15 protein-coding genes are annotated in these 16,748 nt (G+C 42.8%); 1 reads left to right on the plus strand and 14 read right to left on the minus strand.

Features of this window, described 5'->3' with window-relative positions:
* Positions 1–52: 52 nt before the first annotated feature.
* A complete protein-coding gene (infC, locus tag G613_RS0105350; protein WP_081647794.1) occupies positions 53–598 on the minus strand; it encodes a translation initiation factor IF-3 in 546 nt (181 codons plus the stop codon).
* Between the two features lie 269 nt (positions 599–867).
* Between infC and G613_RS0105355 the strand changes: the two genes are divergently transcribed.
* On the plus strand, positions 868–1,377 hold the full coding sequence (locus G613_RS0105355) for a hypothetical protein (RefSeq protein WP_029231677.1): 510 nt from the start codon (positions 868–870) through the stop codon (positions 1,375–1,377).
* 103 nt (positions 1,378–1,480) lie between these two features.
* Here G613_RS0105355 and G613_RS0105360 read toward each other — a convergent pair whose 3' ends face one another.
* From G613_RS0105360 to G613_RS20195, 13 genes are all read right to left on the minus strand, one after another.
* The gene (locus G613_RS0105360) at positions 1,481–2,875 is read right to left on the minus strand and encodes a cobyrinate a,c-diamide synthase (RefSeq protein WP_029231678.1); all 1,395 of its coding nucleotides are present in this window, start codon (positions 2,873–2,875) and stop codon (positions 1,481–1,483) included.
* Positions 2,876–2,935: 60 nt separating this feature from the next.
* The gene (locus G613_RS0105365) at positions 2,936–5,047 is read right to left on the minus strand and encodes a bifunctional cobalt-precorrin-7 (C(5))-methyltransferase/cobalt-precorrin-6B (C(15))-methyltransferase (protein ID WP_029231679.1); all 2,112 of its coding nucleotides are present in this window, start codon (positions 5,045–5,047) and stop codon (positions 2,936–2,938) included.
* Positions 5,044–5,772 carry a precorrin-3B C(17)-methyltransferase gene (cobJ, locus tag G613_RS0105370; protein WP_029231680.1) on the minus strand — a complete coding sequence of 243 codons (729 nt, stop codon included), beginning with the start codon at positions 5,770–5,772 and terminating at the stop codon, positions 5,044–5,046. Before cobJ ends, G613_RS0105365 begins: the two co-directional genes overlap by 4 nt.
* 143 nt (positions 5,773–5,915) lie before the next feature.
* The gene (locus G613_RS0105375) at positions 5,916–6,956 is read right to left on the minus strand and encodes a cobalt-precorrin 5A hydrolase (RefSeq protein ID WP_196805039.1); all 1,041 of its coding nucleotides are present in this window, start codon (positions 6,954–6,956) and stop codon (positions 5,916–5,918) included.
* Positions 6,957–7,073: 117 nt separating this feature from the next.
* Positions 7,074–7,838: a precorrin-4 C(11)-methyltransferase gene (gene cobM / locus G613_RS0105380; RefSeq protein ID WP_029231682.1), complete on the minus strand. Its 765-nt coding sequence runs from the start codon at positions 7,836–7,838 to the stop codon at positions 7,074–7,076.
* A 3-nt stretch (positions 7,839–7,841) separates the two neighbouring features.
* Positions 7,842–8,984: a cobalt-precorrin-5B (C(1))-methyltransferase CbiD gene (gene cbiD / locus G613_RS0105385; RefSeq protein WP_029231683.1), complete on the minus strand. Its 1,143-nt coding sequence runs from the start codon at positions 8,982–8,984 to the stop codon at positions 7,842–7,844.
* A gap of 24 nt (positions 8,985–9,008) precedes the next feature.
* Entirely contained in the window at positions 9,009–9,695 is a 687-nt protein-coding gene (locus G613_RS0105390) for a precorrin-8X methylmutase (protein WP_081647795.1), read from the minus strand.
* 38 nt (positions 9,696–9,733) lie between these two features.
* A complete protein-coding gene (locus tag G613_RS0105395) occupies positions 9,734–10,960 on the minus strand; it encodes a pyridoxal phosphate-dependent aminotransferase (protein WP_029231685.1) in 1,227 nt (408 codons plus the stop codon).
* Between the two features lie 201 nt (positions 10,961–11,161).
* Positions 11,162–12,229 carry an adenosylcobinamide-phosphate synthase CbiB gene (gene cbiB, locus G613_RS0105400; protein WP_029231686.1) on the minus strand — a complete coding sequence of 356 codons (1,068 nt, stop codon included), beginning with the start codon at positions 12,227–12,229 and terminating at the stop codon, positions 11,162–11,164.
* Positions 12,230–12,289: 60 nt separating this feature from the next.
* Positions 12,290–13,066, minus strand: coding sequence for an adenosylcobinamide-GDP ribazoletransferase (locus G613_RS0105405; RefSeq protein ID WP_029231687.1), 777 nt, complete (start codon positions 13,064–13,066; stop codon positions 12,290–12,292).
* Positions 13,067–13,091: 25 nt separating this feature from the next.
* Positions 13,092–13,730: a bifunctional adenosylcobinamide kinase/adenosylcobinamide-phosphate guanylyltransferase gene (locus tag G613_RS18510; protein WP_029231688.1), complete on the minus strand. Its 639-nt coding sequence runs from the start codon at positions 13,728–13,730 to the stop codon at positions 13,092–13,094.
* A 105-nt stretch (positions 13,731–13,835) separates the two neighbouring features.
* Positions 13,836–14,981 carry a nicotinate-nucleotide--dimethylbenzimidazole phosphoribosyltransferase gene (locus G613_RS0105415; RefSeq protein ID WP_029231689.1) on the minus strand — a complete coding sequence of 382 codons (1,146 nt, stop codon included), beginning with the start codon at positions 14,979–14,981 and terminating at the stop codon, positions 13,836–13,838.
* Complete coding sequence (locus G613_RS20195; RefSeq protein WP_035774310.1) at positions 14,978–16,501, minus strand: cobyric acid synthase; 1,524 nt, start codon at positions 16,499–16,501, stop codon at positions 14,978–14,980. Before G613_RS20195 ends, G613_RS0105415 begins: the two co-directional genes overlap by 4 nt.
* Positions 16,502–16,748: the final 247 nt, after the last annotated feature.

The raw sequence follows: 16,748 nt of genomic DNA on the forward strand, positions 1-16,748 counted from the left end.
GAATCTGATGATCCGTATCATATATCTTTCAACCAAATAAATTGGTGAAAAATCAGTTCTTCTTCTCGGTAAGGAACATTGTCATACTACGTCCCTCAACCTTAGGCTGCTTCTCAATAACAGCAACATCTGTAAGTGCCTCAGCAAAGTCTGTAAGGATGTGAACACTTGCTCCCATATGAGCCATCTCACGGCCGCGGAAACGAAGTGTAACCTTAACTCTGTTACCTTTCTCAAGGAACTTCTTGGCTGCATTAACTTTAGTATTCAGATCGTTAGTATCAATGTTAGGTGAAAGTCTGATTTCCTTGATCTCAACGGTCTTCTGCTTCTTCTTAGCTTCCTTCTCTTTGCGAAGCTGCTCATACTTGAACTTACCGTAGTCAACAACTCTGCAAACAGGTGGCTTAGCTGTAGGAGCAATCATAACAAGATCAACGCCCTCTTCGTCAGCGATGTTTCTGGCATCCTGAATAGGCATTACTCCGAGCTGCTCTCCGTCGATACCGATAACTCTTACCTCTTTAGCTCTGATCTGATCGTTAATAAATAATTCGCTAATGGCCTTATACCTCCAAACAATATGAAAAAAGTGGATACATTCGCAAATGCATCCACCTAATAATCGCAATCAAACCCGGTTCTAAATCCGGTATTTAAAAGATATTAACGCCTGCTAGCTAGGCCGCAGGGTGAGAGTGGATACTCTGCTTTGTTTTCAAATACTGTGATACTATAGCACAAATACAACTACTATGTCAACATTTTTTTCATAATAACGTTTTTTGCCTCTTGATTATACACTATGGAAATATAAAAAGAAAAGTAGTATCATAGCAAAGTTATTATTTATTTAGGAGGAGTATTATGGCTAAAGTTATTTCATGGGAATTTAACACAGCAGACGGAACTCCTGTAGAGATCAATCTCCGCAGAAACACTTGGGTATCCGTCAACGGAGGCGAGGAAGTAAACGCCAGAACAATTAAGAATAAGGCAGAAAGTAACATTTTTGAAAACGTACTTGATATTGCATTACCTAATAATGAAATTGCAAAACTGTTCGTTTCAACAACCAAGAAGCACATGGTTTACAACGGAAGAGATGTTAACACAGGAGAGGAATATGCAGCAGCACCTATTCCAGGATGGGCTTGGATATTTGTAGTCCTCTACGCATTCAACTTTCTTGCAGTCCTTGGTGGCGCTCTTGGCGGTATGGTAAACCTTTTTGCAGCAGCGCTTTCTATTCAGATTGCTACAAGATGCAAAAAGTCTACAGGAGTAAAGGTTCTTTTATCAGCTCTTTTATTTGTTGCTGTAGCTGCTATTTCCCTTGTAATCGCTACAATTATCCTGGGCGTTCGCGGCCAATAATCATCTTAAGTTATTAACTGCAAAAAGCTATCAGCAGGATTCAACCTGTTGATAGCTTTTCTTGTATTATTTATTCTTTTTATCCGTCAGCTCATTCTATCTTTCATGACTGTCTATGTAATTTCATTTTCTCTGTAAATGCCTTTATAAACTCCGGATTGGATCTGTAGTAAAAATGAGGAAATCCCCATACGCCGTTATTGCAAGTCACTATGCAGTCCCACTTTTTGTCTTTTCCTGGTTTACCTGCTATATAAGAATTGCCATTGAAGGTGCTGTCATAGTAGTGAAACTCATGGCCCTTCATGCCCACAAGAGATTTATATAGCAGTGCCTCATTATTCAGGTCTTTTGCCGACTCAATCTGCATGTAGCCAAATCTCACAAGATGCCCTGTATAGCGGCACTCTCCGTCTATTACGCCGGCCATATCATAGGTCTTGCCCTCGGTATCTGTTATTGAATTATGAAGATACATAAAACCGCCGCATTCCGCAAGGCTGGGAATGTCTTTATTTATTGCCTCTTTTATGGAAGCAAGCATAGACTTATTGCTGCTTAGCTGTTCCAGATAGTTTTCCGGATAGCCGCCTCCTAAGAGGATTCCGTCAATATTATCAGGCAGCTTCTCATCATGGATTGGGGAAAAGAACTGCAGCTTCACTCCATTTTCTCTTAAAATGTCAAAGTTATCAGCATAGTAGAAGCAGAAAGCCTCGTCATAGGCTACGGCCAGAGTAAGATCATCAACTCCGCCAGCAACAGCCGATGATTTGTTATTGACTATTGGCTGGTCCGCTTTTCCATCCTCCATAATAGAAATGATTCCATCCACATCCGCATTTTCTTCCAATATAGATGCAGCATCAGAAATCATCCTCTGTAAATCCGATATTTCATCCGGCATCATAAGCCCTAAGTGCCTGCTGCCAATGCTGATGCCTGCGTTTTTTGGAAAACAGCCAAGTAGCTTAACATCCTCTCGCATAGCCGAAAGTTCTTTTTCCAAAGAAGGTTTTAGTGATTCATAAAAGCCGGCGCTGATCTTGTTAAGTATAACTCCCTTTATCAGATGCTCAGTATCATCAAGAAGCATTCCCTTTATTATAGAAATAATGGTCCTGCCGGTGCCAGATGCATTCACAATAAGTACTATCGGGGCATTTAGAGTCTCCGCGATTTCATAGCCGGAGCCATCTATTCCATCAGTGCTTCTGCCATCGTAAAGTCCCATAACGCCTTCAATTACTGCGTATCTGTTTCCAAGCTTCGCTGCGGTATTCCACACGCCCTCTTTTCCTGCAAAAAAGGTATCAAGGTTCCTGGAATCCACTCCCAGCACCCTTTTGTGAAACAAGGGATCAATATAATCAGGACCGCATTTAAAGGACACAGTATCAAGTCCCCTGTCCTTAAGGGCCTGCAAAAGTGCGCATGTAATTGTAGTCTTTCCGCTGTCGCTTCCCGGTGCAGCTATTAAGACGCTCCTTAAACTCATTTTTTCTTCCTTACATTTGTATATAAGATATTCTGCTAATTTATGCTGTTACTGGGCATTTTATATCGTAAAAGAGAAAATCCAAATAGGGTTCTGCCCCTGAAGCATGTGATGGGAACCAATCTCTTTCACGTCACTAACCGTGATCACAATAGTTTCTTCATCAGAATGCTTATACTTTTCTATAATTTTCCTGGTTTCATCTATTGTCTCAAGGCTCACAGCGTTAATTACAAATCTAATTCCCACGCCCTTAGAATGGAGCGTGTCGATTATCTCAGCCATTTTGCCACTGCTTCCTCCTATGAAAACGCAGTCAGGCTTTGGCATGTCGGCTATAGTTTTTTCTGCATTCCCCTCCACAACGGTTACATTGAAGGTTCCAAGCTTTTCTATGTTCCGCCTTATAAGCTCTGCTGCCTCTTTCTTTTTCTCAAAGGTATAAACCTGAAGACTTGGATGAAGAGACGCTGCCTCTATGGCCACTGATCCGGTTCCGCCGCCGATATCATAGAAAACATCGCCTTCATGAAGGCCAAGCCTTATAATGCTCTCATGCCTGATGCATTCCTTGGTCATAGGCACCTTGTCTCTGATAAAATCAGAATCTTTTCTGACGTTTATAATTGGTCGTTTTAAAGGATTGGTATTCTTAACCAGCGCAGTTACTACACCTTCATCGTCAAAAGACAAAGCTTCTTCCACGGAAAGCTCTCTAACAGTCTCATTATCATAGGACAGATTGGAGCCTGCATAGATTCTGCATGTGATGCCATCAGCTTTAAGTCTATTACCAATCTCTCTTACATCCTTAGCACCGGATAAAAGAGTAAACACCTTGCTGTTATACCTTATCTTATCTACAAGAGTCGCTATATCTTTTTCAGTATTCTTGCCGTGAATGCTGAAAAGAACCGCATCATCGTAGCTCTCACCAAGTCTTGCTGCCAGATAAGAATAGGATGATATTCCAGGGATCACCTGCACATCTATATCTTTTCGCCATTCCTTCAGTGAATCAAGCATCTTCCTGGCACCGCTGTAAAAGCCGGTATCTCCGGAAAAGAGAATTGTTACCTTTTTATAGTTTTCTTTTTCCAACACAGGAATAATGTCCGCTGCACGATACATTGAAAATTTGTTATGACATGTAATATCCCTGATAAGGCGCTCTGCTCCAAATACTACATCGCTATCTTCTATCGCGGTCTCGGCGTCAACTGTCATAGAGGTTGCAGCTCCCATGCCAATGCCTACAAGGTAAATCTTCAAGGAATTACCGGAAACCTCAGATGCTTCAATCTTTTTGTCATATTCCGCATTCCCAACACTTTCTTTTCCTGTCAACGCAGAATAAGCCTCTTCAAGACTCATTCCTATCTCCTGCGTAGGCCTCTTTATCACATGAATTGAAGCACCACAATTTGCCGCAGCCTCTACTTTCTCCTGAAATCCACCGGAAGTGCCGCTTTCCTTCGTAATAAGGTGTTTAATATCATACTGTCTGATAAGGGCCTCATTGAGTTCTCTACTAAAGGGCCCATGCATGGCGATTATATGATCAGGTTCAATGCTCTGCTCTTCGCAAAGCTTAAGGCTCTCAGCAGATGGAAGGACTCTCACATAGGTTCTCTTCTTGGTATTCTCTGAAACATTCTCGCAGTATTTAGCCAGTTCCTTACTGCCTGTAGTAAGCATGATGTTTCCACAAGACTCATCTATCTTTTTGGCGCATTCTGAGATGTCTGAATATATGTTGGCAGTTTTAGGAAGTTCTTTTGCCATGTCTCTTATTACTCTGATGTATCGAATCCCCAGAGTATCTGCGGCCTCCTTAATATTGGCAGTTACTTCAGTTGCATAGGGATGGGTTGCATCAACAACTGTCATCTCCTCAACATTATCAGTAGTAAAGGATACATTTGTTCCAGTTAAATCTATTCCCTGTGACAAATTCTTCTCATTATTAAAATCTTTACTCGCAGCAAGAAAAGCCCTTATTTCCGAGGCATCCATGCGGCCCACATGCACTTTGGCATATGAATTCTCCTCCATCATCTCCGCGCCATACTCCGTGGCAACGCAGACTGTGTGTGGAATTTTATCCGCTGACAGATGCTCTGACAGGATTCTTCCTTCAGTTGTCCCTGAAAAAATCACAACTCTTTTCATAGCTGATATCCTCTGGGGGTAATTAACTTCCCATCTGCTATTCTGGTTCTTGAATTACCGATAAATACTGTGGTAAACATGTCTACATTTTCATTTAAAAGTTCTCCGAGAGTGCAAACCTTGCTGTCACAGCCATCTCTTCCGATATTTCTCACATATCCGCAGGCTGTGGTTTCCGGAAGCTTCTTAAGGAGAATTTCGCAGGCTCTCTTTAGATAGTCAGCTCTTTTGTGGCTTGAGGGGTTATAGATTGCCATGCAAAAATCCCCTTCTGCCGCGCAAAGTAGCCTCTTTTCTATAAGCTCCCAGGGCGTCAGCAGATCGCTCAAACTGATAACACAAAAATCGTGGCTAAGAGGCGCACCAAGAACTGCCGCGCCGCTAAGAGCCGCAGTAACTCCGGGGATAACCTCTATATCTTTGAAGTCTTCTCTTTCTGCAATCTCAAGAACAGGAGAGGCCATTCCGTAAACCCCTGCATCTCCGCTGCATATAAGGGCAACTGTCTTTCCTTCTTTAGCAAACTCCACACATTTTTCGCAGCGTTCTATTTCGCCGCGCATGCCGTTTTCATAGAACTCCTTGTCCTTGTAGTTTTCTTTTACCAGCTCTATATAGGCCTTGTAGCCTACGATTATATCGCTGTTATCCAGCGCCTCCTTGGCCCTAAGCGTCATCATTTTATTATCACCGGGGCCGATGCCCACAACGTAGATTTTTCCCATTTTTTCTCCGATTATTATCCTCTTAGTATTATTCAAATAATTCCCCATAATACCAAAAGCTTATTTCCAGACAGCTTGTTATTACATGGATTATATTACTCGTATTATTATCACTCATTTCTTAATCATATAATTCTATTTGGTTATTTTTTCTTTGCAATGGCAATTGTCATACCATCTTTGGCAAGCTTATAAGCCGCAAGCTCAGCGCCGAATCCTGCCCCAGCCACCGCAGCTCTTTCGCAGATGTTATCAACGCCGGTTACGCCCTTTACAAACTCGGATTTGGTAAAAGAACCTTCAACCTTATTAAGAATATCCTTGTCAAAAGCCAACACCGGGATCCTGTACTTATCTCGAAGATTCCTGACCGCTGCCTCATCTTCCTTAATATCTATGGTACAGATGGCATAGACATCACTTACATCTATTCCATTACAAGCCAAGGTCTCCAGGAAGAATTGTTCAACCTCCTGTGGATCCTTGTCCTTTTTCATCCCAAGTCCCACAGTGTATTTCTTTGGTTTTAGTAAAAGAGAATACTCTGCGTCGGTTTCATCGGCAACAATCACATCCACCATTTCTTTGGGCGGGAAATTCTTGATGGAAAGGGTTATCTTTTTGCCCTCAATAGCCTTAGCCGAAACCTTTTTGATGCCTTCTCTATTTGCTATAGTCAGTCTGTTCTCTACCGCATAGGAATCCGCAGAAAAAGTATCGTTAACATCAGTAGACGTTGTGATAACAGGAATTGCTCCAAGGAGCTCAGCGATAATAGCTGCAAGTTTATTGGATCCACCGGCGTGACCGGACAAGATAGGAATAACAAACTGCCCATTATCATCTATGACTATTACAGGACAGTCACTTAACTTATCCTTGGGTAGTCCCGTGATTGCTCTTACTGCGATTCCAACCGCTCCAACAAATATAAGGACATTCCCCGGAGTGAACATTTCTTTTGCCCATTCCCCAAGAGATTGGTCTACCTGTATAAAGCGGCCTCTATCATAACTACTCTTTTCATCCTGAGTATTATTCCTACACTGGTCATCGTCAACGCAATCTTTTCCACTGATCAAACCATCTTCCTTGTCAGACATACACATATCATCATGATCATCATTTCTCAGCACATAAGCCTTTACAGGATCAATCCCTTTTCTAGCGCTTTCCTTATTCAATTTTCTAATTACGGTTTCCCCCTGCCGGGTAAAACATATAGCAATCTTGTTCATATACTCTAAATCCTGCTCACAGTTAATGCATTTGTTAGTCATGCATAATTACATTCATCATGATCAGTCAGTACTCTTAGCCTTTCTGTATTCGGTAGAAAAAGATGGATCATACAATTTGGACTTATCGTAATTAGTGCAGTTGATAGCATCTCCAACAAGCACAATTGCTGTCTTAGTGATATTTTCCTTTTTGGCACATTCGGCCATGGTTCCCACTGTGCAGATAATCTTTTTCTCCTCAGGCCAGGTTGCCTTGTAGACAAGGGCTACCGAAGTGTCCTCTTTGTAGCCGCCTGCAATCAGCTTTTCAGAAAGCTTATCCAGCATCCCTGCACTTAAGTAAATTGCCATGGAAGCCCCATGCGAAGCAAGGCTCTCCATTTTTTCTTTTTCCGGAACAAGAGTCTTACCCTCAAGTCTTGTGATAATCAAAGTCTGAGAAACATTTGGCAAGGTATACTCAAGATTAAGGCTCGATGCAGCTCCAAAACATGCACTTACGCCGGGACAGGAAGCATACTCTATTCCCGCTTCATCAAGAGCGTCCATCTGTTCCCGGACAGCCCCGTAAATGCTGGGTTCTCCGGTATGGAGTCTTACAACTTCCTTGCCATCTGCAGTAGCTTTTTTCATGACATCAAGGACTTCTTCCAGGGTCATGGTAGCGCTATTATGAATTCCCGCGCCTTCCTTGGCATAGTCAAGAAGCTGCGGATTAACAAGACTTCCCGCGTATATGATGACGTCTGCATTTTTTATAAGTTCCATGCCCCTTACCGTGATAAGATCAACAGCTCCGGGACCTGCTCCCACGAAATTTACCATTTTTTATCCTTTCGCTTCCCTCAGGAAGTCCTCCGCATGCTCTGTCTTACCAAGTAGCCCATACTGATTGGAATACACAATACACTCCACTTCCAGCCTGTCGGCAGCTCTTTTACACAAAAAGAAATCTATCCTGTCCATAATGTAGTCAAAGCACTGCTTATCTAAGCCTTCTCTAAGGTATATTTCCATAGCTTCCTCGGTGGAAACACAGTCCAAAATCTCGCGAGCTGCATCTGCGGATGCTCCGGATCTGATAGCTGCTGTTGCCATGAGTTCCATTCTGCAGTCCGCCTCTCTGGAATGTGTGTTCATGATTCCGCCTGAAACCTTAATTAGCTTCCCTACATGGCCGCATAGTAGCAGCTTTTTAAAGCCAAGTTCTGCTGCCATGTCTATGGTATCTCCGATAAAATTGGAGCACTTTACAGCCTTATCAAGATCGTAATCAAAAGCTTCCTTCATAAATTCCATTCCGTAATTTCCGGGTGAAACAACAGCAACTGTGGCGCCCATGGCCTTCATCTGGCGAAGTTCTACCATGATGGTGTCAAGAAGAGCCTTGGTGGACATGGGTTCCACTATTCCTGTTGTTCCTATGATTGATATTCCGCCCTCTATTCCAAGCCTTGGATTAAAGGTCTTGGCCGCAAGCTCCTCACCTTCAGGAACAGAGATTATTACATCAAGGCCTCTCTCATAATCAAAAAGATCCATAACCTGCATGATTTCATTCTCAATCATCTGTCTTGGAACTGAATTAATTGCGGCATTTCCAACAGGCTGATCAAGGCCTGGTCTTGTTACTCTGCCTACGCCTTTTCCGCCGTCAATATAGACCTTTCTGCAATTGCTGTCTTTATTCGCTATGTCTTTTCCATCACCTGAGGTCTTTTCATCGGTAAAAGAAACCCTGGCAAAAACCAGTGTTCCATTAGTAATATCCGGATCGTCCCCGGACTGTTTCCTTACAGCGCAGGAAACATAGCCCTCTCCGATTTCAATATCTTCTATCTGAGGGTTATACTTAACTCCAGCCGGCGTATCTATCGCAATTTGAAGTTTCTTTTGACCGGAAAGCAGCATAAACGCAGCAGCCTTACTTGCCGCCGCAGCGCAACTACCCGTAGTGAAGCCCTTATTCATTAGTTTATCCTTATAAATTATAGTTCACATATTGTATAACACTGCATTACATATTGCTGCCGCAATATTACTTCCGCCTTTCCTTCCCTTGTTAATGATATAGGGAACGTCTCCGTCAAGAAACAGCTCTTTTGCCCAAACCACATTCACAAATCCCACCGGGACTCCAATTACAAACTTTGGAACAAAAATACCTTCCTGCATCATCTCGTGCAGCTTAATAAGAGCTGTAGGAGCATTTCCTATGGCAAAAATCACATCTTTGTCCAGTTTTGCAGCTTTTTCCATTGAGACTGCTGCCCTGGTAACCCCTCTTTCCCTGGCCTCTTTAGTCACATCCTCATCTGCCATGAAGCACATAGCTTCTCCGCCAAAAGATGCCAGCTTTTTCTTGTTAATTCCGGATAGCCCCATGTTTGTGTCAGTTACTATGCATGCACCGCCCCTTATGAGTCTTTTCATCTCATCTACAGCCCCTTCGGAAAAAAATAAGGTGTGGGCATAGTCAAAATCGGCCGAAGTGTGGATACAGCGTTTTGTAACAAAGCTTGTGGCCTCATCCAGCACTATTCCGGCTTCTTCCAGCTCTTTGGTGATAATCTCAAAGCTTCTCTTCTCTATATCTTCAGGTCTGACATTTTCGGATTCTTTACCGTATGGACTCAAGTCTTTTTTGGGTGTGCCACTTACTGTTTTATCAGTATTTGCCATTTTATCGTGTCCTTTATCGTGCATATTACTCTCGTTCTTCATTGTATTTGATTATCATTGATTGCGAATTTCATAGCTTCCACTAATTTTTCATTATCATCATGGTTTCTGACAGCAATCCTGTAGAATCTATTCGTAATCCCATCACTCACATCCATCAAATTGCCATTATTACTATCTTCAGTTGAATCCGTTCTGCACAATCCATTGTAGTCGCTACAATCTCTGATAAGGATTCCTCTTTCAAGAAGATTGTCATATAGATTCTGTGGCCCTTGGAACAAAATAAAACAGGTATCGCTGTCATAGACTTTCAGCCCTAGATTTCTTAGCTCTTTTGATAAAAATGCTCTCTCCACGCTGATGATTTCATTAGTTCTTGCAATAAAATCTGTTTCAACAATAAGCTTCATCCCTGCTTTTATCCCGGCATCACTTGTCACCGCCAGGTTCCACTCAGGGAGCTGCTTTCTAATTCTAACAATAGTATCCGGAACCGCAACAACATAGCCCATCCTGATTCCCGGAAGTGCAAAAAGCTTAGTCAGAGATGTGATTATGATGAGATTGTCGTATTTCTCTATTAGTTTGCTTCTGGTATGAAGCATTTCTTTTGAATACCGATTATGGCCATATATCTCCGTATCAGACATAAGATAGAAACTGTCATCAAGACATACTGTAATATTCTTCTCTTTAGCTTTATCTAGGAACGTGGTTAGAACTGCCTCATCTATCCGGCGTCCCGTGGGATTATTGGGGTCGCAGATAAAGACAACGTCGATATCGTTAGTTAGTGCCTCAAGATTTTCTATTGTAAGATCAAAGCTCTTTTCCTCAGTAAGGACATGCCTTACAATCTCTGCACCTGCTGCCTTAAGAGCGTACTCATACCCGGAAAAGCCTGGTTCAAATAAAAGAGCCTTCAGATGTCTTTTCTCATATTTATTCCGGTTCTTTTTTTCACCAGAAATGCCTTCTAGCCCATCATGGCCGGGATTTGCAAATATCTCCGTCATTGCTCTGACCGCCGCCATAATCAGCTCTGACGCGCCGTTTCCGGCATAAATGTACTCCGAAGTAAGGCCAATAGTATCTGCTATTGCCTCTCTAACCTCCTGCTGCAGAATATCAGGGTAAAGCTGAGCCTTTGAAATTGCTCCTTGCACTGCAGTCAGAATCTCCGCCCGTGTCTCCAGAGGATTTAGATTCACCGAGTAGTCCATATTCACTTTATTTCTATAAATATCTCCACCGTGGGCCATATAAACACTTCCAGTCTGCCTAATTTGTTACTTTTGCTTATTTCAACAGGCCATTTTCTTTTTAGGGACCTGTTGCTTCTAGCTTTTTTTCACTGTTGTAATTCGCTTAAATTAAAACTCCAACAGGAAAAGGTACTACCAAAACTAATAATTATGTCAACTTTCTGGAATTCAACTTAATTTCCATCATCATCTGGCTCATCAAAAACATCTAACTATCATAAATATAAGCACCACCACAACCACCGTTATTGCCTCTGTTGCAAACATAAGATTGTTGGATCTCTTTATATCATCAGGCTCAGTTCTTCTGATTTCATCACCGATTGTGGGCTTTTCAACCAGCACTCCCTTGTACAGGTGCGTTCCTCCAAGTTTAAGGCCAAGAGCCCCAGCGCAAACGCTCTCAGTCTGAGCTGAATTAGGGGACTTATGATTATAGCGATCTCTTTTCCAAATCGCATACGCTTTTTTCCCATCATATGACTTGGAAAAAAGACCTAAAGCAAAACTGCCAAGGATCATAAATAAAGCACTTATCCTTGATGGAACATAGTTAAAAAAGTCATCTGCCTTAGCCGCCCAGAAACCAAAATTCTCATATCTCTCGTTCTTATACCCAAGCATGGAATCCATGGTGTTAACTGCTTTGTAGAAAAAGCCAAGAACAGGGCCGCCGATCGCCGTGTATATCAGCGGGGCAATTACTCCGTCTGAGGTATTCTCTGCCACGGTCTCAACTGCCGCTTTGGCAATTTCCTCGGCATCCAAATTATCTGTGTCTCGCCCAACAATCATAGATATGGAAAATCTTGCCGCAGCAATATCATCTTTTTCCAGATCCCTGTACACCCTCATGCTCTCTCTGCAAAGACTTCTTGCTGCCAGAATATAACAGGTGAGCACTGACTCTATCGCAATTCCCAGATATTTATTAAGGCTATAGGCCGCGTACACGATGCAAAAAGTTGCCGCTGCAACTGTGATCACAACCGCAAACCACAACAGGATTCCTCTTCTCTTTTCTTTCTCATAATTCCTACTACGATCACTTCCTTGATGATCTGTACCTTCGTCTATTCCTTCTTGCTCTATACACCGGCTATCCTTATTTCCAGTGACATCTCCCAGCAATCTCTTTTCCAGAAAAAAGATCAGATTCCCAATCCATCTGATGGGATGGGGCATGCAATGGGGATCTCCGATGACCTGATCAAGACAAATCCCTATAATTAGCGCCGCCATGTGGCATGTTAACAATTCCTTCATTCATAAACTCCAGATTATTTGTAAATATTGACACTGGTCAAATTTTAATAGCAACACACCTCAGACCACAATCATTGTCACAGCCAAGGCCAGCGCTGTCAGAATTTCACTTGTGGTCAGATAAAACCCGGCTGTATCTCCGGTCACGCCACCAAACTCGCGACGAACCCTGTGTCTGTAATACTCAGTGTAAAAGATAAAGACTACTGCCACCACTGCGCCATATATGGCATTCATGATGATCATAGTCGCAAAGGCTGCAATAAGTACAATTGTAAGCCAGATAACAATTCCCTTCTGATTTCCCCTGGTTTCCTCGTACAGCATTCCATTTTTCCTGGCTTTATCAAGGGCCAGAGAAGTTATACCACTAAAGCATCTGGAAATCACAAAGGTCATGGAAAAGACCACAAGCGCATCAATCCCGCAGTTGTTACTCATAAGAATAGCTGTTACAGAAAAGGCATATACAAGCCCCCACTTCACCAAAGAGATAACGGCAAAAGCCCCAATATGAGAATCCTTCAAAATCTCAAGTTTCTTATCCCTGGAGCCATAGCTACTAAGGGCATCTTCAGTATCCATGAAGCCGTCCACGTGAAATCCCCCTGTTATAAAAAGCGGAATGAATAGTGTCATGATAATACGCAGTGCCACCGGAAACTCCGCAAGAACAGGCACGTAATTTATTGCACAAATAAGTGCCCCAATCACCAGCCCCACAAAGGGAAAGAACACCAGGCTATGGGCCATGTCATCTTCCTTCCACTCGAATCGTGGCATTGGAATCTTACTATACATAGAAAAAGAAACAGCAAACCATCTTAATAATTTCAAAATTTTATCCTCTGATCTCCAGCAATTACTCACATCTGAGATTATAGATTTTATCAGCAAAAGAGCTGACTCGTTCATTAACCATACCAAGGAGCTTTAAATACAGCCTTGTTTCCCAGTCATATTTCTCATCGGCGTCATACTCATTGGTGACAATAATCATGTTGTTCACCTTCTCCGACAGTTCCCTTATTTCCTTGGTAACCGCATCGGCAAACTCGCTATATATCACGTCACAGTCTGTCTCATGCATATCCTTCATGTCTTCTTTTGGGAAGTTGCAGTCTGTCTGCATGACCAATTCACTTTCATTACCTTTTTCTATATGCATTCCTTTATCAAGGCTTTTTAGAATATCTCTCCATTCCGGATTTTCATACATCTCATTTCCCACAAGGTTTGATACGCACTCCAGCAAAACAGTTGTAGCCTTAGGGCTCTCTATTTCATCCAGCACCTCTGCAATCCCATATTCCTTTTCTATGGTAAAAAAACCTTTGCCTTCCCTCTGTTTTCTGTGCTTCTCAATGCGCTTTAATCCGTCTTCATCGTATACCTTCATAGTGGCAAGGTAGATTCTGTGCTCATCTCCGGTACTAACCGAAAGTTCCTCAGCCAATGCTGATTTACCGCTATTCTGAGTCCCTATTATCAAGTAGATCATATTCAAATTCCTTTATCACTACTTTCATTTCGTAACAAATCCATATCAATTCAGATTCATCACTGGCTATCTACTTACATTTCCTGGTACATCATAGGTTATTTATCACTGAAACCTCTCATACTGCTCAATTACAGTATCTTCAAAATTTGTTCCACTACTGTACAGATTCATTACCATATCCAGCATTGGGAAAAGAAGTATCGCTCCCGTTCCTTCTCCAAGAGCAAGATTGGCATGTATCACAGCCTTAAGCCCCAAGTCTTCAAGAATACTCCCCATGCCCTTCTCTCTTCCCATGTGGGAAGCAAGCATGTAATCCTTGCATCCGGGAATAAGTCTCTCAGCTACCAGGGCCGCAACAGCACTTATAACTCCGTCAATCACTACCGGTACATGATACATAGCTCCACCAATAAACACTCCCACAAGTCCAGCTATATCAAAGCCCCCAAAACAACGCAGGGCATTGAAAGTATCTTCTCTTGTGGCGATTTCTAGGCTTCCATTATCATTTCCGTGATACTCTATGTCTTCCTTAGTCTCCTCATGGGGCTCCACGTCTTTCTTACTACCTATATGGAGTTCTAGCCCCTTTTCAATCACCTGAATCTTCTTTTGCAGTCCCTCATCGGAAAGCCCAGCACCTCTGCCTGTTACAGCTGAAGGCTCAAGGCCTTTTAGAGCACACAATAAAGCTGTACTCGTTGTGGTATTTCCTATTCCCATTTCTCCGGTAGAGATAATTCCGTAGCCTTTATCGCTGCAGCTTTTAACTGCATCAATTCCAACTTCAATTGCAGCAAGACACTCCACCTTGCTCATGGCTGGCTCTTTAACAAAATTGGCTGTGCCCTTCCTGACCTTTTTATCTATTACTCCGGGAAGCTTATCATCAGAGTTAATTCCCACATCATATACAAAAAAATCTATCGGATACCCCTTTGCCATGATGCCAACGGAGCTCTTTCGCTCTCCCATCAAAAGAGCTACATCTCTCGTAACACTCTGACTTGTCTGAGATACACCCTCTTCATAAACGCCGTTATCTGCACACATGATCACATGAGCCTTACGAGACAAGTCAGGCCTCACCTGCCCTCTGATGGCCGCAATGCGGCTAACCATTTCTTCAAAGTCCCCCAGGCCATCAATTGGCTTAGCAATGGAGTCCCACTTATCTTTAGATTGTTTGTAAATATCCTGTGATGGTTGTGTAACAATCACATTAAAAAGCTCAGAAATTGTCATCTCTTAATTCCCATAATCTCGTAAATATAATCCATATCAAGACTCTCTCTAAGGCCCTTGGCAAGAAGATCGTACTGGCTATCCTTAAAGTCCTCGTAATCAGTAACGGATTCTGTTGATACCTTTTTACCCTTTGAGTCAGCCACCTTTCTAACTATCTCAGAGGCAATCTCCTTCTTGTCAAAAAAGCCATGAATGTAGGTTCCGTACACATTTTCCTGACAATATCCGGTTCCAGCAGATGTAAATTCAATTAGACCAGAATCATTCACTCCATCGCAAGGCTCCGTCTTGCCCATATGAATCTCATATCCTTTGACAGCACTTCCTTCAATCCCTGCCAGCACCCCGGTAGCCCCTACAACAGAGCCAGTATAGTTCGTCCTCACCTTTTCTTTTTTCAAAACAGTAGTAACAGGTAGAAGCCCAAGTCCTTCTATGCTTCCGCCTTCCTCAACACCGTGAGGATCCGAAATCTCTTTTCCCAGCATCTGATAGCCTCCGCAGATTCCAAAGATACAGCACCCTTCAGACGCTTTCCTAACTACTGCATCAGCCAGCCCATTTTCCTTAATAGCCCGCAAATCCGCTATGGTGTTCTTGGAGCCGGGAACTATGATCATATCCGGATTTCCAAGGTCACGCACTTCGAAAACATATCTAACCGACACATCTTCCATCTGCTCAAAGGTGTCAAAATCCGTGAAGTTGGAAATATGTCCCAACCGCAAAACCGCTATATCAAAGGCCTTAACCTCTTTATTATCAAACCTCTCAGAAAGTGAGTCCTCGTCGTCAAGCTTAACCTTCATGTAAGGCACAACGCCTACAACCTTGGTCCTGCCGCGCTCTTCAAGAATCTTAATTCCATCGTCAAAAAGACGGGCATCCCCCCTGAACTTATTGACAATCACGCCCTTAACTCTTTCTCTTTCATTTTCATCAAAAAGATCCAGAGTTCCAAGAAGCTGAGCAAACACGCCGCCTCTGTCAATATCTCCAACGAGAAGCACCGGCACATCCAGCATCTGCGCCAATCCCATGTTCACGATGTCGTCCTTTTTGAGATTCATCTCAACAGGAGATCCAGCCCCCTCAATCACAATGATGTCCACCATTTCAGAGAGCTCATCAAAGGCCGCCATAATATCCTTAACGTAATCTTTTTTGTGCCTGAAGTATTCCATGGCCTTCATATTGCCGATGACCTGGCCATTTACAATGACCTGACTTCCGACGTCACTTGTAGGCTTTAACAGAATTGGATTCATAATGGCCTTAGGCTCTATCCTCGCGCACTCAGCCTGCATTACCTGGGCTCTTCCCATCTCCAAGCCCTCAGAAGTTATATAGGAATTAAGCGCCATGTTCTGAGACTTAAAGGGTGCAACCTTATATCCGTCATCAGAAAATATGCGGCACAGTCCCGCTGCAATTACGCTTTTTCCCGCATTGGACATTGTGCCTTGCACCATGATAACCTTAGCTCTGTGCTTATTTCCCAATGTCTCACTGCCCATTTCACTATTTATGCCAATTTCACTTACGGACTCACTATTACCATATTTACTATAATTCCCCAAGTCCGCCTCATTATCGCAGATTCTCTTTCCATCCCAAGGAGTTTCACCCAGTAGTTCAAGCTCCACATTTTCCAGGTGATATAGTTTCCTAATAAAACTTTCCGTGAACACCTCAGAAGGCGCACCAATCTTCATTACACCTTCGTCGCCGATGCAAACCACAGTATCTGAAATATTCCTGGCT

The sequence above is a fragment of the Butyrivibrio sp. VCB2006 genome (assembly GCF_000420945.1).
In the GTDB taxonomy this organism is placed as follows: Bacteria; Bacillota; Clostridia; order Lachnospirales; family Lachnospiraceae; genus Butyrivibrio.